The sequence below is a fragment of the Mycobacterium sp. 852002-50816_SCH5313054-b genome, from assembly GCF_001667185.1.
Classification (GTDB): Bacteria; Actinomycetota; Actinomycetes; order Mycobacteriales; family Mycobacteriaceae; genus Mycobacterium.
This window is the reverse complement of the sequence record NZ_LZIC01000067.1, coordinates 36,758-61,833: the sequence shown is the minus strand read 5'-3', so window position 1 is coordinate 61,833 and position 25,076 is coordinate 36,758. Positions and strand designations below refer to the sequence as shown.

The 25,076-nt window shown below is 68.5% G+C and carries 15 protein-coding genes; 11 read left to right on the top strand and 4 right to left on the bottom strand.

The genetic code is table 11. From position 1 onward, the window contains the following. Positions 1-2 precede the first annotated feature (2 nt). Positions 3-836 carry a FadR/GntR family transcriptional regulator gene (locus A5787_RS14275; RefSeq protein ID WP_066967803.1) on the bottom strand — a complete coding sequence of 278 codons (834 nt, stop codon included), beginning with the start codon at positions 834-836 and terminating at the stop codon, positions 3-5. Positions 837-895: 59 nt separating this feature from the next. Here A5787_RS14275 and A5787_RS14270 point away from each other — a divergent pair, with 59 nt between their 5' ends. Both A5787_RS14270 and A5787_RS14265 read left to right on the top strand, forming a co-directional pair. Continuing rightward, a complete protein-coding gene (locus tag A5787_RS14270; protein WP_066967800.1) occupies positions 896-3,286 on the top strand; it encodes a CoA transferase in 2,391 nt (796 codons plus the stop codon). 19 nt (positions 3,287-3,305) lie between these two features. After that, positions 3,306-3,497: a ferredoxin gene (locus tag A5787_RS14265; RefSeq protein ID WP_066967798.1), complete on the top strand. Its 192-nt coding sequence runs from the start codon at positions 3,306-3,308 to the stop codon at positions 3,495-3,497. A gap of 1 nt (position 3,498) precedes the next feature. Here the strand turns inward: A5787_RS14265 and A5787_RS14260 are convergent, their stop codons facing one another. Further along, positions 3,499-4,737 carry a cytochrome P450 gene (locus A5787_RS14260; RefSeq protein ID WP_066967796.1) on the bottom strand — a complete coding sequence of 413 codons (1,239 nt, stop codon included), beginning with the start codon at positions 4,735-4,737 and terminating at the stop codon, positions 3,499-3,501. A 96-nt stretch (positions 4,738-4,833) separates the two neighbouring features. Between A5787_RS14260 and A5787_RS14255 the strand changes: the two genes are divergently transcribed. The 5 genes from A5787_RS14255 (at position 4,834) to A5787_RS14235 (ending at position 8,999) form a co-directional block, all read left to right on the top strand. Continuing rightward, positions 4,834-5,961, top strand: a complete 1,128-nt coding sequence (locus A5787_RS14255; RefSeq protein WP_156763946.1) for a Rieske 2Fe-2S domain-containing protein — start codon at positions 4,834-4,836, stop codon at positions 5,959-5,961. Next, positions 5,961-7,529, top strand: a complete 1,569-nt coding sequence (locus A5787_RS14250; RefSeq protein WP_066967791.1) for an AMP-binding protein — start codon at positions 5,961-5,963, stop codon at positions 7,527-7,529. Before A5787_RS14255 ends, A5787_RS14250 begins: the two co-directional genes overlap by 1 nt. Positions 7,530-7,592: 63 nt before the next feature. Then, the gene (locus tag A5787_RS14245; protein WP_066967790.1) at positions 7,593-8,018 is read left to right on the top strand and encodes a nuclear transport factor 2 family protein; all 426 of its coding nucleotides are present in this window, start codon (positions 7,593-7,595) and stop codon (positions 8,016-8,018) included. 70 nt (positions 8,019-8,088) lie between these two features. Further along, positions 8,089-8,562, top strand: coding sequence for a MaoC family dehydratase N-terminal domain-containing protein (locus tag A5787_RS14240; RefSeq protein WP_197507134.1), 474 nt, complete (start codon positions 8,089-8,091; stop codon positions 8,560-8,562). Beyond that, a complete protein-coding gene (locus tag A5787_RS14235) occupies positions 8,559-8,999 on the top strand; it encodes a MaoC family dehydratase (RefSeq protein WP_082977215.1) in 441 nt (146 codons plus the stop codon). The genes A5787_RS14240 and A5787_RS14235 overlap by 4 nt, the downstream gene beginning before the upstream one ends. Before the next feature lie 517 nt (positions 9,000-9,516). Here the strand turns inward: A5787_RS14235 and A5787_RS14230 are convergent. Next, on the bottom strand, positions 9,517-10,983 hold the full coding sequence (locus A5787_RS14230) for an aldehyde dehydrogenase (protein ID WP_066967781.1): 1,467 nt from the start codon (positions 10,981-10,983) through the stop codon (positions 9,517-9,519). A 76-nt stretch (positions 10,984-11,059) separates the two neighbouring features. Here A5787_RS14230 and A5787_RS14225 point away from each other — a divergent pair, with 76 nt between their 5' ends. Beyond that, positions 11,060-12,409 (top strand): secreted hydrolase, encoded by a 1,350-nt coding sequence (locus tag A5787_RS14225; protein ID WP_066967778.1) that lies wholly within the window; start codon positions 11,060-11,062, stop codon positions 12,407-12,409. Between the two features lie 39 nt (positions 12,410-12,448). Here the strand turns inward: A5787_RS14225 and A5787_RS14220 are convergent, their stop codons facing one another. Beyond that, positions 12,449-13,630 (bottom strand): aromatic ring-hydroxylating dioxygenase subunit alpha, encoded by a 1,182-nt coding sequence (locus tag A5787_RS14220; RefSeq protein ID WP_066967775.1) that lies wholly within the window; start codon positions 13,628-13,630, stop codon positions 12,449-12,451. Between the two features lie 40 nt (positions 13,631-13,670). Here A5787_RS14220 and A5787_RS14215 point away from each other — a divergent pair, with 40 nt between their 5' ends. The 3 genes from A5787_RS14215 to A5787_RS14205 all read left to right on the top strand — a co-directional run bounded on the left by A5787_RS14215 (position 13,671) and on the right by A5787_RS14205 (position 25,038). Continuing rightward, positions 13,671-14,543: a MerR family transcriptional regulator gene (locus A5787_RS14215; protein WP_066967773.1), complete on the top strand. Its 873-nt coding sequence runs from the start codon at positions 13,671-13,673 to the stop codon at positions 14,541-14,543. 60 nt (positions 14,544-14,603) lie between these two features. Then, a complete protein-coding gene (locus tag A5787_RS14210) occupies positions 14,604-15,323 on the top strand; it encodes a glycoside hydrolase domain-containing protein (RefSeq protein WP_066967772.1) in 720 nt (239 codons plus the stop codon). 487 nt (positions 15,324-15,810) lie between these two features. Then, a complete protein-coding gene (locus tag A5787_RS14205) occupies positions 15,811-25,038 on the top strand; it encodes a type I polyketide synthase (RefSeq protein ID WP_066967769.1) in 9,228 nt (3,075 codons plus the stop codon). Positions 25,039-25,076 lie beyond the last annotated feature (38 nt).

Genomic DNA, 25,076 nt, shown 5'->3' with positions numbered 1-25,076 from the left:
CGTCACGGGCGCCGGATGTCCCGCGGGCGGGATCCCGAACGCGAAAGAGCCTGCGGCGAAAGCGCATAGATGCGTAGGTCGGGCCGGCCGGACAGCACGTAGGTCTGGGTGTCGGCGAGATGGCGACCCGCCATGCGGCGAGCGCGGTCGACGTCACCCTCCGCGATGGTGTCGGTCAGCTTGACGTGCGTGTTAAGTACCGCGCGGCGCTGAGCCAACGAGGGATAGGTGCCCCGCGCGGCGCTCTCGTCCGCCCACTGCTGCTCGTGGCTGGTCCACAGCGTCTCCAGGCTGCCGACGACGGCGATGATGGTGTGGTTACCGCAGCCGCGAACGACGAGATCGTGGAATTGGCGGCCGATTTCGGTGAAGAGGCGACCGTCTTCGAGGTGCTCGGCCATGGCGTCGTTGACCTGCTTGAGCTCCGGCACCAACGTGTCCGCCCGGTCGGGCCGCTGGGCCGCCAGGGCGGCGCACGCCGGCTCGAGTTCCCGCAACGCCGTGCCCAGGTCGGCGACCTCGACGGACTCGCTCTGCAGCAACAGGCCGAGCATGTAGGCCGCGCTAGTCTTGGCGGGCGCGTGCACCACGGCACCGCCGCGGTTGCCGCGCCGGACCGAGACGAGCCCCTCGGTTTCCAGGATCCGCAGCGCCTCGCGCAGGGAAACCAGGCTGACGTTGAACTGTTCGACCAGCACCTCCTGGCGCGGCAGGAGATCTCCGTCGGCGAGTTCGCCGTCGATGATCTGGCGGCGCAACTCGTCGGCTACGATTTCGGCGATCCTCGGCGCGGATAGTCGGCGCCGGGCGTCGGGGCCAATTCCCAGGGCGGTCATCCAATCCTCGCGTGCTCGTCTGGCTTAGCTATTTTAGCAGTAATGGTATAAATAGCCGGGTGAGGCGCGAGCCCGGCAGCCGGCCGACACCGCTCGACGAACTGCGTGTCGTCGAGATCAGCGACCGGATAGCCGGAAGCTACTGCGGGAAGTTGTTGGTCGATGCCGGGGCGCAGGTGCGCAAAATCGAGCCGCCGCACGGGGATTGGCTGCGCCGCTATTCGGCCACCTGTTCGCCGCTGCCCGCCGGTGAGACCTCGCCGTTCTTCGGCTATCTCAACGCCGGCAAGCGCAGCCTGACCCTCACCGCCGACTCCGAGCGGTACCGGGCCGAATTGGCCGGCGCCGACGTCGTGGTCGTCACCGCGGGCCGGTCGCGGGCCGCGGCGCTGGGCATCGATCCGCAGCGGCTGCTGGCCGAGTCCCCGCGGGCGATCGTCGTCACGATCTCCGACTTCGGTTGGACCGGACCGTATGCCGACCGCGCCGCCAGCGAGTTCACCCTGCAAGCGTGGGCCGGCTCGCCGGGCTTTCGCGGCGATCCCGCGGGGCCCCCGATCGCGATCGGCGGCGATTTGGGGGAGTACATGGGCGGCGTGTACGCGGCATTCGGCGCGTTGGCCGTGCGCCGCCGCGTCGAGCGCGGTGGGCCCGGTGAGCACCTGGACCTGTCCATGCTCGAGGCGATGACCGCGATGCAGAGCAGCGAATGGCTGCATTCGCAGCTGCTGCGCGTTCCGCCGGTCCGCCGCACCCTCGAAGTGCCGTCCATCGAGCCGGCCAAGGACGGCTACGTCGGGATCACGATGGTCACCGGCCAGCAGTGGCTCGACTTCTGCGCGATGGTCGAGTGCCCGCAGCTCGAGGAGATCGAACAGCTTCGTTTCCAGATCGGCCGGTGGGCCTACCGCGACTTGATCCGCGAACAGATCGGCCCGTGGCTGGCCGAGCGGACCGTCGCGGAGATCGTCGAGCTCGGGCAGCTGTTCCGGCTGCCGATCGCGGCGCTTGGCAACGGCTCCACGATCCGCGATCTCGAGTACGTGAAGCAGCGAGACGTGTTCGCCCGCAACCCCGCCGGCTTTCACCAACCCCGGCCGCCGTGGCTGATGTCGGCGTGTGGCCCCGCGCCGCTGCGCGCCGCCCCCGCCGCCGGTGAGGCCGACGACGAAGCGGCTTGGGAGGCAAGCGCATCCGGGCCCGACCCGGCGCGGCGCGGGCTGCCGCTCAAGGGGGTGCGCATCGTCGACCTGACCGCGTTCTGGGCCGGGCCCGCCGCGACCCACCTGCTGGCCGCGTTCGGCGCCGACGTCATCAAGGTGGAGTCGATACAGCGGCCCGACGGCATCCGCTACTCGGGTGGGATGCGCACCGATGTGGACGACTGGTGGGAGTACGGCTGGGTGTTCCACGCGATGAACACCAACAAGCGTGCCGTCACACTGGATTTGGGCTCCGGCGAGGGACGCGATCTGTTCCTCAAGCTGGCGGCCGGCGCCGACCTCGTGATCGAGAACTTCTCGCCGCGGGTGATGGACCAGTTCGGTCTCACCGCCGACGTGCTGCTGGAGGTCAACCCGAAACTGGTGGTCGCGCGGATGCCGGCGTTCGGCCTGGACGGTCCGTGGCGTGACCGGGTCGGGTTCGCCCCGACCATGGAGCAGATCGCCGGTCTGGCCTGGGTGACCGGGCTGCCGGACGCCCCGCCGGTTGCGCCGCGCGGGGCGTGCGACCCGCTGGCCGGCGTGCACGCCGCCTTCGCCGTGCTGGCCGCGCTGAGCTTCGCCGAACGCACCGGTTCGGGCCAGCAGCTCGAGCTGCCGATGCTGGAAACGGTGCTCAACGCCACCGCGATCCAGGCGATCGAATCCGAGGTGTTCGGGGTGACGCTGGCCCGGCGCGGCAATCGCGGTCACGGCCAGTCGATCCAGAACCTCTACCGGTGCGCCGGCGAGGACGACTGGATCGCGGTCACCGTGCGCGACGACCGGCAATGGCGGGCCCTGGTCGAGGTGATGGGCCGGCCCGCCTGGTGTGACGAGGGCCTGGCCACCGTCGCCGGGCGGTGCGAGCGAGCCGACGACGTCGATCGCCGGTTGCGGGACTGGTTCGCCGGGCGGCCGCTCGACTCGACGGTGGAGCGCCTGGCCGGGGCGGGCGTTCCCGCCGCCCCCGCGGTGTCCCCGTCGCTGGTCACCGAGAATCCCCAACTGCGGGACCGGGGCTTCCTCGAGACCCTGGACCACGCGAGCACCGGTGCGGGCCTTTATCCGTGCCCGCCGTTCGCCAAGCTCGCCGGGCAGGACAGGTGGCTGCGCCGCCCGCCGCCGAGGCTGGGCGAGCACAATGGGGAGATACTGCGCGATCGGTGCGGGCTGACCGACGAAGACCTGGCGAAGCTGGCAAGCAGCAAAGTGATCGGGACCCGTCCGAAGGGCCTCGAAAAGTGAGGGTTAAGGAGGGCGTTCGATGCGCGTGACGGTCGACGAGAACATGTGTGAGGCCAACGGCTTCTGCGAATCGCTCGCCCCGGAGGTATTCGAACTGGGGGACGAAGACGTGGTGCAGATCGCGGACGGCCCCGTGCCGCCGCGGCTGGAGATCGACGTGCGCGCCGCGGTGGACCAGTGCCCCAAGGCCGCGCTTCGGCTGATCGACTGAGCTAGCGTCGCTCGGTCAGCGAAATCGCCATCTCGTCATAGATCGACATGTTGGTGAGCAGGTTCGGGTAGGCCACGGTGGCCGGCCCGGGGGCGATGTCGTCGCAGCGCAGCAGCAGTTCGTCGAACACCGCGCGAAGCTCCGCGCGCGCCAGCATCGCGCCCAGGCAGTGATGCGGTCCGCCGCCCCCGAACGCGACCTGGGGGTTGGGCTGCCGTCCGATGTCGAAGGTGAACGGAGACTCGAACACCTCCTCGTCGCGGTTCGCCGAACGCAGCATCGAGACCACCCGCTCGCCCTTCGCGATGTGCTGGCCGTCCATCTCGACGTCGACCTTCGCGGTGCGCGTCCAGTAGGCGACCGGGGATGCCCAGCGCAACACCTCCTCGATGGCGCTCGGGCGCAGTGCTTCCTGCTCGCGGTATCGCTGGATCTGCTCCGGGTTTTCCGCGAACGCCTGTACCCCGATGGCCAGCGCATTCTTGGTGGTGTCGCTGCCGGCGAACGTCAGCACGAAGAAGAAGAACTCCAACTCGCTAGGGGGCAGACTGAACTCCTCGCCGTCGTCGCCGGTGATCACCGCCGTCGCCAGCGTGCTCCAGATGTCGTCGGTCGGATTGCGCCGCTTCTCCGCGGTAAGTTCCATCGCGTACCCGAAGATGGTGGCGTAGAGGTCGGTGTAGTCCTGCCGGTTCAGTCGCGCCCCGGGCGAATTGGCCTTCAGAATGCGGTCCAGGGAATCGAAGATCCGCGGCCGGTCCTCCTCCGGTATGCCGATGATGTCGCCGATGACCGTCATCGGCAGGGCGTCGGCGACGTCATCGATCCAGTCGCCGCCGCCGCGTTCGAGCAGCCGGTCGATCATCGCCGCGGCGCGTGCCCGGATGCCGTCCTCGAGCTTGCCCACCGCGCGCGGGTTGAACGCGCCGGAGATCAGCTTGCGGCGCTTGTTCAGTCCCGGCGGGTCCATGTTGATGATCGTCGGATACGACGAGAACATCCCGACCGGCTGGATGAGCGGGCCGTCCACGGCGGTGAAGGAATCGGTGTCACGGTGCAGCCGGACCGTGTGCCGGTGCTTGGTGGCCACCCAGAAGTCGCGCTGCACCGTCTCTGCCACCCCGGGCGTCAGGTCGTGGCGGAAAAGGGGCCGGGTTTGCCGCAGCTCGGCGAACAGCTCGTCGGGAAAACCGTTGTGCCACAGGGTGAAATCGGATAGATCCACTGCCGCAGCCGTCATATTCAAACCCCGCTCTGCAGGACCTGTTCGGTGCCGCGTTGACGTTCTATGCTTAAGATAGTAAAAATAGACCCAGTCGTCGAACTTGGAGCGCTTGTGACCGACACAATTTCAGACTCGGCATCGGATTCGGCCGCCGATCCCTCGGAACGCGAGTTCGGGCAGGCCGGCATCGCGCTGTCGACCTACCGGTTCCCGACGGGCTGGTTCATCGTCGCCTTCTCCTCCGACCTGGCCGCCGGCCAGGTCAAGCGCGCGCACTACTTCGGCGAGGAGCTGGTGCTGTTCCGCACCGAGTCCGGCCAGGCGCACGTGCTGGACGCCTACTGCCAGCATCTCGGCGCCAACTTGGGCGTCGGCGGTACCGTGGAGGGCGAGAACATCGTCTGCCCGTGGCACGGCTGGCAATGGCGCGGGGACGGCAGCAATGCCCTGATCCCGTACAGCAAGATCGGCTGCAAGAACAACGTCCGGGTCCGCACCTACCCGAGCATGGAGTGGTACGGGTTCATCCTCGTCTGGCACGAGCGGCACGGCCGGGCGCCGTACTGGCAGCCGCCGGTGCTGCCCGAGCTGGAAACCAACGAGTACTACCCGCTGCACCCGCACACCCAGATGCTCAACCGGGTCAAGGTGCACCCGCAGATGATCATCGAGAACGCCGCCGACCCCTACCACGTTCAATACGTGCACAAGGCCGCCAACCCCGCCACCACATCGTCGTTCGAGGTGTCCGGCTACCACCTGCACGCCACCGTCAACGCGCATTTCGGCGGCGGGCGCGCGTCGACCTGGTTGACGCCGAACGGGCCGGTCGACGCCAAGATCATCTACGACAACTACTCGTTGGGCCTCGGGCTGGTTCGCTTCCCGAGCGAGCTGGTGGCCACCGTCCAGGTGACGGGGCAGACGCCCGTCGACGAGGACTACACCGACTACTTCTACACGCAGGCTTCCATTCGCGAGCCCGGCGACACCGGCGACGTGCCCACCGGCCGCGCCGCCAAGTTCCTGGCGCTGCAGCAAGAGGTCATCAAGCAGGACTTCTTCACCTGGGAGAACATGAAATACCTCGAGAAGCCGAACCTGGCGCCCGAAGAGGCGCACGACTACGCGGCGCTTCGCCGCTGGGCGCACCGCTTCTACCCGGGCGAGCGGACTTCCCCTTCGGACTTCGGCTACACCGCCGACGGTGAGCCCGACCCGGCGGCCGCGAAAGCCTGATGCCGCCGGGGCCCGCCGACTTCGGGGTCGACAGCTTCACCGTGCCGGCCGTGCTGGACCGGCGGGCCGAGGAGCACCCCGACCGGGTGATGATGTCGATCGCCGGCGTGGACGTGACGTTCGAGCAGATGCGGCAGCGCTCTCGCGCGGCGGCGCACATGCTGGCCGGCCTGGGCGTCGGCCGCGGCGACTGCGTGGCGTTGTTCACCGCCACCTGCCCTGAATGGGTGTACTTCTGGCTGGGCGCCGCGCGCATCGGCGCGGTGAGCGCGGCGGTGAACGCGGCCAACAAGGGCGAGTTCCTGCTGCATGCGCTGCGGCTGTCGCGGGCCAAGGTGATCCTCACCGATGCCGAGCGGCGGCCGCGCGTCGACGAGGCGGTGGAGCAGCTGGATACGGTGACCGGCGTTGTGGTCCAGGATGATTCGCTGACCGCCACGTTGCACCTCGACGCCGACGTTCCGGTGACCGACAGCCCCGCCGCCCTGACGGACGTGGGAGTGCTGTTCTACACCTCGGGCACCACCGGGCCGTCGAAAGCCGTTGCCACGACCTGGCATTACCTGTTCTGTGTGGCCGCGACCGCCGCGTCGGCCTGGGAATTCGGTCCGGGGGAGACGCTGTGGACGGCGATGCCGCTGTTTCACCTCAGTGCGGCGCCCAGCGTGCTGGCCCCGATGCTGGTCGGTGGAACGACCGTGTTGGCCAAGGCCTTTCACCCCGGCAAGGTCTGGGATGACATCCGCGCCCGCGGCGCCGTCGGTTTCGCCGGCGCGGGCGCGATGGTGTCGATGCTGCAGAATCTGCCAGCCGACCCGCGTGACGCGCAGCTGCCGTTGCGGTTCATCTCGGCCGCGCCCATCGACGCGAAGTCCTACCGCGAGATCGAAAAGCGTTATGGCTGCCGGATCGTCACGATGTACGGGATGACGGAGGCCTTTCCGATCGCCGTCAAAGGCGTTTCCGACGACGGGGTGCCCGGGACGTCGGGACGGCCGAATCCCCATTTCGACGTGCGCATCGTCGACGAGCGCGGCGATCCCTTGCCGACCGGAACCGTGGGTGAGATCGCCTGCCGGCCCAGACACCCGCACGTGATGAGCGAAGGCTACGTAAGTCAGGGTTTGCGGGTGGACCCGCACCCGGAGTGGTTTCGCACCGGCGATTTGGGCCGACTCGATGCCGAACAGAATTTGACATATGTGGACCGCGTCAAAGACTCGCTGCGTCGCCGCGGGGAAAATGTTTCCTCGGTCGAAGTGGAGGCCGTCGCCTTGCGTCACCCGGCGGTGGCCGAAGCCGCTGCGGTCGGGGTCCTCAGCGAGTTGGGCGAGGACGACATCCTCTTGTTCGTGACGTTGCGCCCCGGCGCCACACTGGATTGCGCGGAGCTGCTCGACTTCTGCGCCGCCAGGATGCCGTACTTCTGCGTGCCGCGATTCGTGGAGACGATCAATGAACTTCCGAAGAACGTGATTGGACGAATACGTAAAGATTTGTTGCGCGCACGTGGCGTAAATGAGGCCACTTGGGATCGCGAAGAACATGGTTATATCGTCAGTCGCTAAGTTAAGTTAGTGTTACTTGAGGCAATTTTCGCGTCAATTTCGGACGGAGGCTGGAGAGCCACGATGACCCTGACCTATCAGCAAGAGCAGTTCCTTCACGCCGCGACGGGGCGCGCTGGCATCCTGGACCTGAGTGCCCGGCACAACCGGGCCTACTCCGACGGCGACCGCGATCGCTGGATCGCCACCTTCCGCCATTCAGGCGCCAGCTACACCCGCCAAGGCGATCTGTTCACCGATCTGCGCGCGGCCTTCGACGGCGGCGACGGGCAGCGCCTAGTCACCCTCGACCACGAGATCCACATCGACGGCGTCAACGCCAGCCAGCGTTGCGTCGCGGTGCTGTTCGCCGCCATGTATGGCGACACCACGCTCCGGGCCACCGGGACCTTCCGGGACACGCTGATCTACGAGCGCGGCGGCTGGTACTTCACTTCCCGTGTGCTCGCCTGGGATTCGGTCCCGAGCCGGCACCCGCTCGTCATGTGAGCGACACCGCTACGTGGATCCGGACCTCAGCTACCAGCTGGCCTTCGGCAGCTATGAAGACGCGCTGCGGATGGTCGGCGCGAAGGGCGAACCGCGCACCGCGGCGACCCCGGTCAGCGGCGCGCGCATCCAACTGTTCGCCGCGATGGTCCACGACGGTAATCGTTCGTATTGGGACGCCGAGTTCGCGCGACAGCGATGGGGAGGGTTGCTCGCTCCGCCGGCCCTGTTGATGGGTTGGCTGATTCCGCCGCCGTGGGAGCCGGCCGGTAGGCCGCCGGTGGCGTCGGCCGTGCTGCGTGTGCCGTTGCCGGGCACCACGTTCATCAACGCGGCCAACGAGGTCGAATTTCTACAGCCCATCGTCGAAGGAGATCTGCTCACCGTCGTGGAGGAACTGGTGTCGGTGTCGCCGGAAAAGCGGACGCGGCTGGGGGTCGGCCATTTCGTCGAGACGCTGGAGACCTATCGGCGTCAAGACGGCGCCGTGGTGGCCACCTGCCGAAATACCTTGTTCCGCTTCACGCCTGGGCCGCCATCGTGAGCGACCTGGACTGGAACGCGATCGAGGTTCCCGTCGACCTGCCCGAGGTCGTCGACCACATCAGCTACCAGCGGGTCGTGGAAAACGCGGGTGCGACCTGGGACTACTTCCCCGGCCATTTCGATCCCACCTACGCCCAAAGCCAGGGCAACCCGACGATTTACGTCAACACCATGCACCTGGCCGGATTCGCTGACCGCGTTGCGACCGACTGGGCGGGCCCGAGCAGCCGCGTGGTGCGCCGTTCGATGCGGCTGGCCGGATCGGTCTACGCCGGTGACACCATGATCGGACGTGGGCGGGCGGTGGCCAAGCGGCGCGACACCTCGGTGGACCCGCCTCGCTGCCTGGTCGACATCGAAATCCAGGTGACCAATCAGCATGGCGCCCTGTGTTGTCCGGTCGAGCTCACCCTGCAGATGCCCGAAAGTGGTTGACGCGGTCCAACGGCACCTGGCCGTGTGCCGACGGTTCGGCGAGGCGGTTCGATCGGCGGAGGGCAACTGGGATCGTCGGTCGCCGCGCGACGAGTGGGATGCCCGGGGAGTGCTCGAGCATGTCATCGGCTTCCATGACGTACTTCTGTTGCGCCCCTTAGGTTTGAAGCCCGACCGGCCGCGAGAAGACCCACTTGCGCGGCGGCGGCTGACTTATGAGGCGCTGACAGCGGCGTTCGAACTCGGCAGAGCCGCCCAACTGGATGCGTACCGGCTGGTGCCGAATCTGACGCGCGATGTCTTGGTGCACACCTGGGACCTCGCCCGCGCGGTCGGCGCCGACGACCGGCTGGACCCCGGGTGGTGTGAGCAGTTTTGCGCCCCCTTGCCGTCCGATCCGCAGAGCTTGGTCGCCTCGGGAATGTTCAAAGCCCCCATCGCGGTGAGCGACGACGTCGACGTTCAGGCAAGGCTTCTCGCGCTGCTCGGCCGCGACCCGGCGTGGAGATCGGAGCCGCTACAGCGGCGGCAACTTCCCCTTGCACACCAACGTCTGCAGCTCGACGTACTCGTGCAGGCCCTCCGGACCGAACTCGCGCCCGATGCCGGACTGCTTGAAGCCGCCGAACGGCGCGCCGATGTCGAGTGTGTACATGTTGATGCCGTAGGTGCCGGTGCGAACGCCGGCCGCGATCTGAAGGCCGTGCGCGATGTCGGAAGTCCACACCGAACCGGCCAGGCCGTAGTCGCTTTCGTTGGCGATCCGGATCGCGTCCTCTTCGTCGCGATAGCGCAGCACGGTCAGGACGGGACCGAAGATCTCCTCCCGGGCGATGCGCATGTCGTTGGTGGCATCGGCGAACAGCGTCGGCCGCACGTACCAGCCGCGGTCCGACGGGCTGTCGTCGCCGCCGAGAACGACGCGGGCGCCTTCGCTGCGGCCGGACTTGATGTACTCCTGGACCCGGCGCTGTTGCCGTTGGGCGACAAGGGGTCCGATGTCGGTCGCCTCGTCGGCCGGGTCGCCGACGTTCAGCGCCGACATCATCTCGGCCAGCGCGTCGACGACCTCGTCGTGGCGGCGATCGCTCACCAGAATGCGGGTCTGGGCAACGCAGGCCTGCCCGTTGTTCATCAGGCCGGCGGATTTCAGCCCGGCCGCCGTCTTGGCGATGTCGGCGTCGTCGAGAATGATCGCCGCAGACTTGCCGCCCAGTTCGAGGCTGTAGCGCTTCAGCTGCTCGCCGCAGAGCGTGGCGATTCGGCGCCCGACGGCGCTGGATCCCGTGAATGCGATCTTGTCCACGCCCGGATGGCGCACCAGCGCCTCGCCCACGTCGGTGCCGCCGGGGAGCACGGAGACCACTCCTTCGGGCAGGTCGATCTGCTCGATCATCTCCGCCAACCACAAAGCGTCCAAAGGAGTTTCGGGCGCGGGCTTGACGATGACCGTGCAGCCCGCGATCAGGGCCGGGATCAGCTTGGGCATGATCAGGAATTGCGGCACGTTCCACGGCACGATCGCGCCGACCACCCCGACCGGGGCCCTGCTCAGGTGCACCTCGCCGAGCACGCCCTGGCGGCGCTCGGTCCACGGGAAATCGCGGGCGGCCGCCAGCGCGAGGTGTATCAGCGACGCCGCGGCCGCGCCTTGGCCGAGCCGGCTGAAACTGCGCGGGGATCCCATCTCGTCGGTGATCAGGTCGGCCATCTCGTCCATATGGCCGCCGTAGATCGCGGCGAGCTGTTCCACCTTGGCCATTCGCTCGACGGGCGTCATGCGCGGCCAGGGGCCGTGGTCGAAAGCGTGCCGCGCGGCGGCGACGGCGGCGTCGACGTCCTCGGGCCCGGCCACCTGGACGTGGCCGACCGGATCTTCGGAGTGCGGCGAGATCACCGCGAGCTGCTGTGGGTTGGCGGGCTTGCGCCACTGCCCCCCGATGAAGAGCTCGTCGTAGGAGCGATGGGCGGAATTTTCTGGCATCGGGCACTTCCTCGGGGCCGCGACCGGGATTTTCGCTATTTACGCTAACATAGCCAAAAAAGCAGCGAGGCCTGACATGACCAGCGATTGGCGCAGTTACCCGTTCCAGTTGGTGCCCGGGGATTCCCAACTGGATTTCCCCGCGGCCGAAGGCGAGCATCCCGACCAGGAATCGGACACCTGGTTCATCGCCGGCCGGCTCGACGCGACCGACAGCGACCGGTCATTTGCCTTCCTGACCATCTTCAACAAGAACCGGCCGGGCGGCACGATGGTCGCGGACTTCTACACGATGGCGCTGTTCGACCTGGATACCGGCGACTACGGCACCTATACGGATTACGACATGCCGCCGGCCAACATGGAACCGGGAGCGCGGCGCAAGCTCGACATGGCGCCGGGTCATCTCGACATCAGCTACCACAGCGGCGCGGGCACCGCGTCATGGACCACGTGCCTCGACGCCGAGGGGAAGCTGCTGCCCTTCACCTACCGGGTCAGCCTCGTCGGCGAGGACCACACCGGCCGTCCCATGCGCCTGGATCTGGCCGTAACCCCAACGCGCGCACCGACACCGGTGGGCGCGGCGACCTACAACGGGAAGATCGTCTGCTTCGGCCAAAGCGAGACGTACTCGTATTTCCAGACCGGACTGACGATGACCGGAACCCTGCGCTGGGGGGATGTCGTCGAGCAGGTCTTCGGCGGTGGCGGGCACGTTGATCGGCAGTGGTTCCCGAAGTACGCCGGGGGCGGGGGATCGGGCGGCGACCCGCGGGCCAGGTCTCACGAGTGGCGCACCATCAACTTCGACAACGGCGTGGACTTGAGCATCTGGCGCCAGTTCGACCGCACGAACGGCAATGCGCTGCAGCCGTTTACGGGTGTCACGACGAGTCATCCCGACCCGGCGATACCGCCGCAGTGCGCCGAGGACGTCGAGGTCACGATCAGCAGCTACGTTCGCTGGCCGGAGGCGGTGCGACCGCTGATGCGGCCGGTGGCCCCGGCCCGATACATGCCCGACCGCCACCGGATCACCTGCGCCACTTTGCAATTGGACATCGTGGGGGAGCCGATGGTGCCGGCCCCGGCGCACGGCCTGCCGATTGAATACATGGAAGGCCCCTACCGCTACCACGGAACACTCTGGGGCAAACCCGTCTCCGGTTTTGCGTTCAACGAGCGCTCGCTGGCGCTCTACCGGGATTGGGAGCTGGTCGAGGTGCTGGCCACCACCGTCGCAAACGTCGACCCACCCGCCCCGCAGCTGCAGGCGACGGTCGATCGGGTGGTGGAATTCGTCGCCGCCGGCCGTCGCAGCGAGGCGGTGTCGCTATTAGCCGGGGTGACGCATCCTCTCGAAAACGCGGCGCTGGCAACCGTTCTCGAGGACCTGATCGCCGTGCTGTCGTCGGGGGATTGAGGGCAAAGCAGCTCGCCGAAACTGAAACTTCGCAGGCTTCTACTCGAACTTTTCCTGCGAATTTACAGTCCCGGCGCGGTGCGGTTCCTCGGCAACCGCCCGGGCCCAGCTGATGTGGCGATGCTGCAGTCCCGGCTCGTTGCGCCCGAACACCAGGTGATCGCGGGCGCCCGATTCGAGATTGGCTTGCAGGCCCTCGACCAGCCGGTAGTCCTCGTCGCGGACCGTGGCGTGCGCGTACTCGAAAACAGCCTGAGCGCCGGCGGCCACCGAGTCGTCGGAGAGGTCCAGCGGGGTGGAGTTCTGGTGCACGGTGACCGACCTGCCCGGGCGGTCGCCGGGGTAGATCCGGAACAGCTCGCCGTTGGCGATGGTCACCGATAACACGATGTTGGGGAACAGCGCATAGATCACGACCATGTTGTGGAGCGGGTCCCACCGCTCCTCGGGAACGTTGTCGAGTTCGAGGATCGTGTTGAGCGGGAAGATCAACCGGTGATGCGGGCCGTACGCGTCGAATACCGTGCAGTTGCTGCGGGCGATGGTGGCAAAGGTCTGTCGGTGCACGGTGGCGAAATGATAGTTCTCCGAGAAGGTGTCGACCGCCAGCTTCCAGTTGATCGGGCAGTCGAGCTCTTTCTCGCCCAGCGGGGACCACCGGCCGATGCCCCACGAGTCGAGCTCGTCGGCCAGCGGCCCGAGGTGCGTGGCGACGTCGAGGTGCGCGCCGGGATCCGATGCCACCCAAAGGAACCCCGCATATTCGGCGGCCGGCAGCTCGGTCAAACCGTCGGACTTGACGGTCACCTCCGGGAACCCCTCATGTCCCGGAAGTGCCACCAAGCGCCCGTTGTTGTCGTACGTCCACGCGTGGTAGGGGCAGGTGAATCGCTTCGCGCTGCCACAACCCGTGACCACCTGCGACTGGCGATGCAGGCACACGTTTTCGAACGCCTTGACCGACCCCTCGGCTGTGCGGGTCAGCAGGATCGATCGGCCCAGCACCGTCTTGGTGCAGTACGCGCCCGGGCTGGGCAGCTCCGAAACGTAGCCGACCAGCTGGGGACTGGCCATCAGCATCGCGCGGTCCCGGTCGTGGCGCTCGATTGACGTGTAATCGGCCGCGTCGACCAGGTGCACGCCCGGTGCGAGATCGGTCGCCTTGTCGCGGGCCAGCTTCAAGGCGCGCCGCGTCAGATCGATGAGCTGATCGCGATCCATTCGCCCAGTACAGACCTTGCGACGGTTGTAAGGTCAAGCCGTGGCTGAGCAGTTGCTCATCGGCGACGTCACGGCCCTGACCGGGATCGCGTCGGGCCGCATCCGCCACTACGACAAAATCGGGTTGCTGCGCGCCGAGTATCTGAGCAACGGCTATCGGGTCTTCGACGTCGAACAGGTGCTCGAGCTGTTGCGCATCGACCTGATGAGAAGCCTCGGCGTCGGCATCAACGACATTCAGCGATTGCTCGACGGCGGCCAGACCACCCTGGCCGACCTGCTGGACGAGCACCGCACGCTGCTGGTGCGCGAGCGCGACCGGCTGGATCAGCTGATCGGCGCCATCGATGCGGCCACCGATACCGGCGCCGCCGACGTTGACGAACACCTGCTGCGTGCGCTGGCGACCCGGCATCGCGACAGCATCGGTGTCATCGGCAGGCTCACCGCCCCGCTCTCCGCGCCCGTCACCGCGATGTATGCCGACCTGTTCGACGAATGGGAGCTGCCGGTTCCCGCGTTGTTCGGGCAGATGGCGCTACCGCCGGCGGCCAGCACGTTGTTGGAGCGGCTGGCCGAGACGCCGGGTCATCGAGTTCTGTTCGACCGACTGCGCAAACTCGCGGGCGACGTGGTTGCGCTGGACGAGCGCGAGTCGGCCGCAACCGAACTCGCGCGGAGCTGGATCGACCAGCAACTGGCCGACCCGTTGCCCGACGACGTGGTCGCCGTGCTGCGCGGCGTGCAACCGTTGTTGACGCACGACCCGGTGATCGTCCAGGGCTTTCGGGCCTGGGCCGGCTCGATCAGCCCGGCGGCCGCCCGATTCCTTGACGAGATCGCCCGGCAGACCGCCCGTCGCGGCCTGCAGGCCGTCAGCGTCATCGTGCTGCCCGCCGATGCGGCAATGTGATGCACATGTGATCCCTGTGGCTAATGTGTCATTTGTTGTTTGTGTCGTACTCTGTGGCATGTGTCGGTCTCGCGCCGTGACGTGCTCAAATTCGCGGCCGCCACGCCTGCTCTGGTAGGGCTGGGCGTCGCGGCTGCGTCGCTGCGCGCCGCGCCGGCGTCGGCGTCGTTGGGCACCTTGCTGGACTACGCGGCCGGCGTCATCCCGGCCAGCCAGATCCGGGCCGCCGGGGCCGTCGGATCGATCCGGTACGTCTCGGACCGCCGACCCGGGGGCAACTGGATGCTCGGCAAGCCGATCCAGGTCTCCGAGGCCCACGACTTGAGCAGCAACGGGCTCAAGATCGTTTCGTGTTACCAGTACGGCAAGGGCAGCACCGCCGACTGGCTGGGCGGCGCTGGTGCCGGGCTGCAACACGCGCAGCGGGGTATGCAGTTGCACGCCGCGGCCGGCGGTCCGGCGAACGCCCCGATCTACGCGTCAATCGATGACGACCCGTCCTACGACCAGTACAAACAGCAGGTCGTTCCCTACCTGCGATCCTGGGAGTCGGTGATCGGACACCAGCGCACCGGCGTGTACGCCAACTCGAAAACCATCGATTGGGCGCTGCACGACGGCCTGGGTTCATACTTCTGGCAGCACAACTGGGGCTCGCCGAAGGGTTTCACCCATCCCGCCGCGAGCCTGCACCAGGTCGAGATCGACAAGCGCAGCGTCGGTGGGGTCGGGGTGGACATCAACGAAATCCTCAAACCCCAATTCGGGCAGTGGGCCTAGGGCCCGCAACCGCCCCGACATCCAGCAAACACTCGTTCGCTCATTTTCGGGTGTGGCGGGTCCGCGTCGCGCGGCTGACGCGGCGTCAGCGGCGGCTAAGCGACCCGATTTTTTTAACATAACGATTACATAACAATCGTGCCTTGAACAGCGCAGTTATAGCTACTCGACCGTAACCACCTGCATGCAGCAGGTTTGTTCGCGGCGCTCGCGCGGGCGGTTCAACGGGGTGTTACCCAGGACACGGTTACCCGCGCGTAGAACTCACCAGTAACCGATCGACATGCAAAAAGGGCACTGATCCTTATGACACTCTTAGTACAGCCGGTGCCGTCCGCCCGCTCCATCGGGGCGCCGCCGACGTCACACCGGCCAGCCGTCCTCCGGCTGTGATTCGACGGGGAATCGACGTGAAAGAAGCAGGCCCCTCCGTCGGGACTGGCCGAACGACCGAGACGTAAAGACGCATACAGGGGAGATACAGAAGGTGACGATCCACGAGCACGACCGGGTGTCCGCCGACCGCGACGGGACGGGCCCGCACCACACCGATGCTCTGGTCGACCGCCTGACGGCCGGCGAGGCCTACGCCATCGCGTTCGGGGGCCAGGGCAGCGCGTGGCTGGAGACCCTGGAGGAGCTGGTGTCGTCGGCCGGGATCGAATCCGACCTGGCGACGTTGGTCGGCGAGGTGGAGCTGCTGCTCGAACCGGTGGCAAGAGAACTGGTCGTGGTGCGCCCGATCGGCTTCGAACCGCTGACCTGGGTGCGCGCGCTGGCCGCCGAGGATCCCGTCCCGTCGGACAAGCACCTCACGTCGGCCGCGGTGTCGATACCGGGCGTGCTACTCACGCAGATCGCCGCGGCGCGCGCCCTGTCCCGGCAGGGCATGGACTGGGCCGCGATGCCCCCGGTGGCCGTCGTCGGGCATTCGCAAGGCGTGTTGGCCGTCGAGGCGTTCCGGGCCGCGGGAGCCCGCGATGTTGAACTGCTGGCGTTGGCGCAGCTGATCGGGGCGGCGGGGACCCTGGTGGCCCGCCGGCGCGGGATCTCGGTGCTGGGCGACCGCCCGCCGATGGTTTCGGTGACCAACGCCGACCCGGAACGGATTCGCCGGCTGCTCGACGAGTTCGCGCAGGACGTGCGCACCGTGCTGCCCCCGGTGCTGTCCATCCGCAACGGCCGGCGGTCCGTGGTCATCACCGGTACCCCCGAGCAGCTCTCGCGCTTCGAGCTGTACTGCCGGCAGATCTCCGAGAAGGAGGAGGCCGACCGCAAGAACAAGGTCCGCGGCGGCGACGTCTTCGCGCCGGTCTTCGACCCGGTGCGCGTGGAGGTGGGCTTCCATACCCCGCGGCTGGCCGACGGCATCGACATCGTCGCCGGCTGGGCCGAGAAGGTCGGCCTCGACGTCGAGCTGGCCCGCAAGCTGACCGAGGCGATCCTGGTCGACGGCGTCGACTGGGTGGATGAGATCACGCGCGTTCACCAGGCCGGCGCGCGGTGGATCCTCGACCTGGGTCCCGGCGACATCCTGACCCGGCTGACCGCACCCGTGATCCGCGGCCTCGGCATCGGCATCGTGCCCGCGGCGACCCGCGGCGGTCAGCGCAACCTCTTCACCGTCGGCGCCGTTCCCGAGGTCGCCCGGGCCTGGTCCACCTATGCCCCGACCGTGGTCTCGCTGCCCGACGGCCGGGTCAAGCTCTCGACGAAGTTCACCCGGCTGACCGGGCGGTCGCCGATCCTGCTCGCTGGCATGACGCCCACCACCGTCGACGCCAAGATCGTCGCCGCCGCGGCCAACGCCGGGCACTGGGCCGAGCTGGCCGGCGGCGGGCAGGTCACCGAGGAGATCTTCGCCGCCCGCGTCGAGGAGCTCGCGACGCTGCTCGAGCCCGGGCGCACGTATCAGTTCAACGCGCTGTTCCTCGACCCTTACCTGTGGAAGCTCCAGGTCGGCGGCAAGCGGCTGGTGCAGAAGGCGCGCCAGTCGGGCGCGGCGATCGACGGCCTGGTGATCAGCGCCGGCATCCCGGACCTCGAGGACGCCGTCGAGCTGATCGGCGAGCTGGGCGACGTCGGCATCAGCCACGTGGTGTTTAAGCCCGGCACCGTCGAGCAGATCCGCTCGGTCATCCGCATCGCCACCGAGGTGCCGACCAAGCCGGTGATCATGCACATCGAGGGCGGGCGGGCCGGCGGCCACCACTCCTGGGAAGACCTCGACGACCTGCTGCTGGCGACCTACTCGGAATTGCGCTCGCGTCCCAACATCACCGTCTGCGTCGGCGGCGGCATCGGCACCCCGGAGCGCGCGGCCGACTACCTGTCCGGGCGCTGGGCCGAGTCCTACGGCTTCCCGCTGATGCCGATCGACGGCATCCTGGTCGGCACCGCGGCGATGGCGACGCTGGAGTCCACCACCTCGGCGTCGGTCAAGCGGATGCTGGTCGAAACCAACGGCACCGACCAGTGGATCAGCGCCGGAAAAGCCCAGGGCGGCATGGCTTCCAGCCGCAGCCAGCTCGGGGCGGACATCCACGAGATCGACAACAGCGCCTCACGGTGCGGCCGGCTGCTCGACGAGGTCGCCGGTGACGCCGACGCGGTCGCCGAGCGTCGCGACGAAATCATCGCGGCGATGGCAAACACCGCCAAGCCGTACTTCGGCGACGTGGCGGAGATGACCTACCTGCAATGGTTGCGGCGCTACGTCGAACTGACCATCGGGGAGGGGAATTCGACCGCAGACACCGCCGCGCCGGGCAGTCCCTGGCTTGCCGACACGTGGCGCGACCGCTTCCAACAGATGCTGCAGCGGGCCGAAGCTCGCTTGCACGCACAGGATTTCGGGCCGATCGAGACACAGTTCGGCGATGCCGTCCTGCTGGAAAACCCCGACGAGGCGATCGCGACGCTGCTTGCGCACTACCCCGACGCCGAGTCGGTGCAGTTGCACCCGGCCGACGTTCCGTTCTTCGTCACGCTGTGCAAGACGCTGGGCAAGCCGGTCAACTTCGTGCCGGTCATCGACAAGGATGTGCGGCGCTGGTGGCGTAGCGATTCGCTGTGGCAGGCTCACGACGCCCGCTACGACGCCGACCAGGTCTGCATCATCCCGGGCACGGCCGCGGTGGCCGGCATCACCCGGCTGGACGAGCCAGTCGGCGAGCTGCTGGACCGCTTCGAACAGGCCGCCATCGACGAGGTGCTGTCCTCCAACGGCCAGCCGCGGGCCGTCACGTCGCGCCGGCTGGGCCGCCCGGACGTGGCCGGGCCGCTGGCCGTGGTGCTCGACGCGCCGGACGTGCAGTGGGCCGGGCGCACCACCACCAATCCGGTGCATCGCATCGCCGACCCGGCCGACTGGCTGGTGCACGACGGTCCCGAAAGCCGCCGCGCCACACACTCTTCCACCGGGGCGCAGCTTGCCGTTGATGGCGAGCACGTCTTCCTGAGCGTGCCGCTGTCGGGCACCTGGATCGACATCCCCTTCCGCCTGCCCGCCAACACCGCCGACGGCGGCACGCCGGTGGTCTCCACCGAGGACGCCACCACCGCCATGCGCGCGGTCCTCGCGATCGCCGCGGGGGTCGACGGCCCGGAGTTCTTGCCCGCGGTGTCCGACGGGACGGCGACGCTGACGGTGGACTGGGACCCCGAGCGGGTCGCGGACCACACCGGGGTCACCGCCACCTTCGGAGAGCCGCTGGCGCCCAGCCTCACCACCGTGCCCGACGCGCTGGTCGGACTGTGCTGGCCCGCCGTTTTCGCGGCAATCGGCTCCGCGGTCACCGACGCCGGCGTCGCGGTGGTGGAGGGCCTACTGAGCCTGGTGCATCTAGACCACGCCGCCCACGTGGCCGGCAAGCTGCCGACGGTGCCGGCCCAATTGACCGTTGCCGCAACGGCTTCGCGGGCTGTCGACACCGACATGGGCCGGGTGGTGCCGGTGTCGGTGACGATCACCTCGAGCGACGGCTCGGTGATCGCGACGCTCGGTGAGCGTTTCGCGATCCTCGGGCGCACCGGCACCGCCGAGCTCACCGATCCGGTCCGGGCGGGCGGCGCGGTCTCCGAGAACGCGACCGACACCCCGCGTCGTCGCCGCCGCGACGTCACGCTGGCGGCGCCGGTCGACATGCGCCCGTTCGCGGTCGTCTCCGGTGACCACAACCCCATCCACACCGATCGGGCGGCCGCGCTGCTGGCCGGCCTGGAATCGCCGATCGTGCACGGCATGTGGCTGTCGGCCGCCGCGCAGCACGCCGCGACCGCCACCGACGGTCGGGCCCGCCCGCCCGCCCGGCTGATCGGCTGGACCGCGCGGTTCCTGGGCATGGTGCGCCCCGGCGACGAGGTCGACTTCCGGGTGGACCGCGTCGGAATCGACCAGGGCGCAGAGGTTTTGGAGGTCGCCGCGCGCGTCGGCTCGGACCTGGTCATGTCGGCGACCGCGCGGCTCGCCGCCCCGAATACGGTCTACGCCTTCCCCGGCCAGGGCATCCAGCACAAGGGCATGGGCATGGAGGTGCGGGCCCGGTCCAAGGCGGCCCGCAAGGTCTGGGACGCCGCGGACAAGTTCACCCGCGACACGCTGGGCTTCTCGGTGCTGCACGTGGTGCGTGACAACCCGACCAGCATCATCGCCAGTGGCGTGCACTACAACCACCCCGAGGGCGTGCTCTACCTGACGCAGTTCACCCAGGTCGCCATGGCCACCGTGGCCGCCGCGCAGGTCGCCGAGATGCGCGAGCAGGGCGCCTTCGTCGAGGGAGCCATCGCCTGCGGGCACTCCGTCGGCGAATACACCGCGCTGGCCTGCGTGACGGGCATCTACGAGCTGGAAGCCCTGCTGGAGATGGTGTTTCACCGCGGCTCGAAGATGCACGACATCGTGCCGCGCGACGAGCTGGGTCGCTCCAACTACCGGCTTGCCGCGATCCGCCCCTCGCAGATAGACCTGCCCGACGACGAGGTTTCCGCATTCGTCGCCGGAATCGCCGAGAGCACCGGTGAGTTCCTCGAGATCGTCAACTTCAACCTGCGCGGCTCGCAGTACGCGATCGCCGGCACGGTGCGCGGCCTGGAGGCCCTGGAGGCCGAGGTCGAACGGCGCCGCGAGCTCAGCGGCGGGCGGCGCTCGTTCATTCTGGTGCCGGGCATCGATGTACCGTTCCACTCGCGGGTGCTGCGCGTCGGCGTGGCCGAGTTCCGGCGAGCGCTGGAGCGGGTCATGCCGCGCGACAGGGATCCCGAGATCATCGTCGGGCGCTACATCCCGAATCTGGTGCCGCGGCCGTTCACGCTGGATCGCGACTTCGTCCAGGAGATCCGGGATTTGGTGCCCGCCGAGCCGCTCGACGAGATCCTCGCCGACTACGACACCTGGCGTCGCGAGCGGCCGGCCGAGCTGGCCCGCAAGGTGTTGGTCGAGCTGCTGGCGTGGCAGTTCGCCAGCCCCGTGCGCTGGATCGAAACCCAGGACCTGCTTTTCACCGAGGAGGCCGCGGGTGGCCTGGGTGTGGAACGGTTCGTCGAGATCGGCGTGAAGTCGGCGCCGACCGTCGCCGGGCTGGCCACCAACACCCTCAAGCTGTCCGAATACGCCCACAGCACAGTGGAAGTGCTCAATGCCGAGCGCGACGCCGCCGTGCTGTTCGCCACCGACACCGACCCGGAGCCGGAGCCGGAAGAGGACGTGGCCGACGATTCCGACGCTGCCGCGTCGGACGGAGCGCTCAACCCCAATGTCGTCCCTGCCGTCGCTGCGGCTCCCGCCGCAGCTCCGTCAGGTACTCCGCGCCCCGACGACATCGGGTTCGACGCCGCGGACGCCACCCTGGCGTTGATCGCGCTGTCGGCCAAGATGCGCATCGACCAGATTGAGGAACTCGACTCCATCGAGTCCATTACCGACGGCGCGTCGTCGCGGCGCAACCAGCTGCTGGTGGACCTCGGTTCGGAGCTGAATCTGGGCGCCATCGACGGTGCCGCCGAGGCCGACCTGGCCGGGCTGCGGTCACAGGTCACCAAGCTGGCGCGCACGTACAAGCCTTACGGCCCGGTGCTTTCCGACGCGATCAACGATCAGCTGCGCACGGTGCTGGGCCCGTCGGGTAAGCGCCCGGCCGCCATCGCAGAGAGGGTCAAGAAGGCCTGGGAGCTCGGCGACGGCTGGGCCAAGCACGTCACGGTCGAAGTCGCGCTGGGTACCCGCGAGGGCACCAGCGTTCGCGGGGGCGCGATGGGCCACCTGCACGAGGGCGCGCTGGCCGACGCCGCATCCGTGGACAAGGTCATCGACGCCGCGGTCGCCGCGGTCGCCGCGCGCCGCGGCATCTCGGTGGCGCTGCCGTCGGCAGGCGGTGGCGGCGGCGCGACCGTCGACGCGGCCGCGCTCAGCGAATTCACCGACCAGATCACCGGTCGCGACGGCGTGCTCGCCTCGGCGGCCCGCCTGATCCTGGGTCAGCTGGGCCACGACACTCCGGTCAGCGCGTCGCCGGCGGCCACCGATGCCGAGCTCATCGACCTGGTCACCGGCGAATTGGGTGCGGACTGGCCGCGTTTGGTGGCGCCGGTGTTCGACGCCAAGAAGGCCGTCGTGTTCGACGACCGCTGGGCCAGCGCCCGCGAGGACCTGGTCAAGCTGTGGCTGACCGACGAGGGCGACATCGACTCCGACTGGGCGCGGCTCTCCGAGCGCTTCGAGGGCACCGGACACGTCGTCGCCACCCAGGCCACCTGGTGGCAGGGCAAGTCGCTGGCCGCCGGCCGTCAGATCCACGCGTCGCTGTACGGCCGGATCGCCGCGGGCGCCGAGAACCCGAACCCGGGCCCCTACAGCGGCGAAACCGCCGTGGTGACGGGGGCTTCGAAGGGCTCGATCGCCTCGTCGGTCGTCGCTCGGCTGCTCGACGGCGGTGCCACCGTCATCGCCACCACATCGAAGCTCGACGACGAGCGGCTGGCGTTCTATCGCGGGCTGTACCGCGACCACGCCCGCTACGGGGCCGCCCTGTGGGTGGTGGCGGCCAACATGGCGTCCTACTCCGACATCGACGCTCTGGTCGAATGGGTCGGCACCGAGCAATCCGAAAGCCTTGGGCCGCAGTCGATTCACATCAAGGATGCGCAGACGCCGACGCTGCTGTTCCCGTTCGCCGCGCCGCGTGTGGTCGGGGACCTGTCGGAGGCTGGCTCGCGCTCCGAGATGGAGATGAAGGTGCTGCTGTGGGCCGTGCAGCGGCTGATCGGCGGCCTGTCGAAGATCGGCGCCGAACGCGACATCGCGTCGCGGCTGCACGTGGTGCTGCCCGGCTCGCCAAATCGCGGCATGTTCGGCGGCGACGGCGCCTACGGCGAGGCCAAGTCGGCGCTGGACGCGCTGGTGAGCCGCTGGCACGCCGAGTCGTCGTGGGCGGCCCGGGTGAGCCTGGCGCACGCGCTGATCGGCTGGACCCGCGGCACCGGCCTGATGGGCCACAACGACGCCATCGTCGATGCCGTCGAGGAGGCGGGTGTCACCACCTACTCCACCGACGAGATGGCCGCCATGCTGCTGGCCCTGTGCGACGTGGAATCCAAGGTGGCCGCCGCGAGCAAGCCGATCGAGGCTGACCTGACCGGCGGGCTGGGCGACGCCCAGCTGGACATGGCCGAGTTGGCCGCCAAGGCGCGCGAGGAGATGTCGGCCGAGACGGTCGACGATGACGGCCCGGCCGACGGCACCATCGCGGCGCTGCCGTCGCCGCCCCGCGGATTCAAACCGGCACCGCCCCCGGAGTGGGACGACCTCGACGTCGACCCGGCCGACCTGGTGGTGATCGTCGGCGGCGCCGAGCTCGGCCCGTATGGTTCGTCGCGCACCCGGTTCGAGATGGAGGTTGACAACGAGCTGTCGGCCGCCGGCGTCCTCGAGCTGGCGTGGACCACCGGCTTGATCCGCTGGGAAGACGACCCCCAACCCGGTTGGTACGACACCGAATCCGGTGAGTTGGTCGACGAGTCGGAGCTGGTCGAGCGCTACCACGACACCGTGGTGGAGCGCTGCGGCGTCCGCGAATTCGTCGACGACGGCGCGATCGACCCCGATCATGGCTCCCCCCTGCTGGTGTCGGTGTTCCTGGAGAAGGACTTCGCGTTCGTGGTGTCGTCGGAGGCCGACGCGCGCGCCTTCGCCGAGTTCGATCCGGAGCACACGATCATCCGGCCGGTGCCCGACTCGGGTGACTGGCAGGTCATCCGCAAGGCCGGCACCGAGATCCGGGTGCCGCGAAAGACCAAGCTGTCGCGCGTCGTCGGCGGCCAGGTGCCCACCGGGTTCGACCCGACGGTGTGGGGCATCAGCCCGGACATGGCGAGTTCCATTGACCGGCTTGCGGTGTGGAACATCGTGGCGACCGTCGACGCCTTCCTGTCCGCCGGGTTCAGCCCGGCCGAGGTGATGCGCTACGTCCACCCGAGCATGGTGGCCAACACGATGGGCACCGGCATGGGCGGTGGCACGTCGATGCAGAAGATGTACCACGGGAACCTGTTGGGCCGTAACAAGCCCAACGACATCTTCCAGGAGGTGCTGCCCAATATCGTTGCGGCGCACGTGGTTCAGTCCTACATCGGCAGTTACGGCGCGATGATTCACCCGGTTGCCGCGTGCGCGACGGCCGCGGTGTCGGTCGAGGAGGGCGTCGACAAGATCCGGCTCGGCAAGGCCGAAATGGTGGTCGCCGGCGGCATCGACGACCTCACGCTGGAGGGCATCATCGGCTTCGGTGACATGGCGGCCACCGCCGACACCGGCATGATGCGCGGCCGGGGCATCCACGACTCGAAGTTCTCGCGGCCCAACGACCGGCGCCGGCTCGGCTTCGTCGAGGCTCAGGGCGGCGGCACCATCCTGCTGGCGCGTGGTGACCTGGCGCTCAAGATGGGGTTGCCGGTGCTGGCGGTGGTGGCCTTCGCGCAGTCGTTCGGTGACGGTGTGCACACCTCGATCCCGGCGCCGGGCCTGGGGGCGCTGGGCGCGGGCCGCGGCGGCAAGGACTCGCCGCTGGCGCGTTCGCTGGCCAAGCTCGGCGTGGGCGCCGACGACGTCGCGGTGATCTCCAAGCACGACACGTCGACGCTGGCCAACGATCCCAACGAGACCGAGCTGCACGAGCGGCTGGCGGACTCGCTGGGCCGCTCCGAGGGCGCGCCGCTGTTCGTGGTGTCGCAGAAGAGCCTCACCGGTCACGCCAAGGGTGGCGCTGCGGTGTTCCAGATGATGGGCCTGTGCCAGATGCTGCGCGACGGGGTGATTCCGCCCAACCGCAGCCTGGACTGCGTCGACGACGAGCTGGCCGGCTCCGCCCACTTCGTGTGGGTGCGCGAGACGCTGCGGCTCGGCGAGAGGTTCCCGCTGAAGGCGGGGATGCTCACGAGCCTCGGGTTCGGCCACGTGTCCGGCTTGGTGGCGCTGGTGCACCCACAGGCGTTCATCGCCGCGCTGGATGCCGATCAGCGCGCCGACTACCAGCGCCGCGCGGATGCCCGCCTGCTGGCCGGTCAGCGCAGGCTGGTTTCGGCCATCGCCGGTGGGCCGCCGATGTACCAGCGGCCGCCGGACCGTCGCTTCGGCCATGGCGCGCCGGAGAAGCGCCAGGAGGCGGCGATGCTGCTGAATCCGGCCGCCCGGCTCGGCGACGACGAGGCTTTTATCGGATGACGTCGGTTTATTGCCCGGCTTCTCCTCGGTCCGCTGCG

Excerpts from the sequence above, each read along its gene's own strand:
- A5787_RS14275 (WP_066967803.1), bottom strand. The coding sequence starts at position 836 with ATGACCGCCCTGGGAATTGGCCCCGACGCCCGGCGCCGACTATCCGCG.
- A5787_RS14240 (WP_197507134.1), top strand. The coding sequence starts at position 8,089 with ATGGTCGGCGCGAAGGGCGAACCGCGCACCGCGGCGACCCCGGTCAGC.
- A5787_RS14220 (WP_066967775.1), bottom strand. The coding sequence starts at position 13,630 with ATGGATCGCGATCAGCTCATCGATCTGACGCGGCGCGCCTTGAAGCTG.
- A5787_RS14245 (WP_066967790.1), top strand. The coding sequence starts at position 7,593 with ATGACCCTGACCTATCAGCAAGAGCAGTTCCTTCACGCCGCGACGGGG.
- A5787_RS14230 (WP_066967781.1), bottom strand. The coding sequence starts at position 10,983 with ATGCCAGAAAATTCCGCCCATCGCTCCTACGACGAGCTCTTCATCGGG.
- A5787_RS14250 (WP_066967791.1), top strand. The coding sequence starts at position 5,961 with ATGCCGCCGGGGCCCGCCGACTTCGGGGTCGACAGCTTCACCGTGCCG.
- A5787_RS14265 (WP_066967798.1), top strand. The coding sequence starts at position 3,306 with ATGCGCGTGACGGTCGACGAGAACATGTGTGAGGCCAACGGCTTCTGC.
- A5787_RS14225 (WP_066967778.1), top strand. The coding sequence starts at position 11,060 with ATGACCAGCGATTGGCGCAGTTACCCGTTCCAGTTGGTGCCCGGGGAT.
- A5787_RS14260 (WP_066967796.1), bottom strand. The coding sequence starts at position 4,737 with ATGACGGCTGCGGCAGTGGATCTATCCGATTTCACCCTGTGGCACAAC.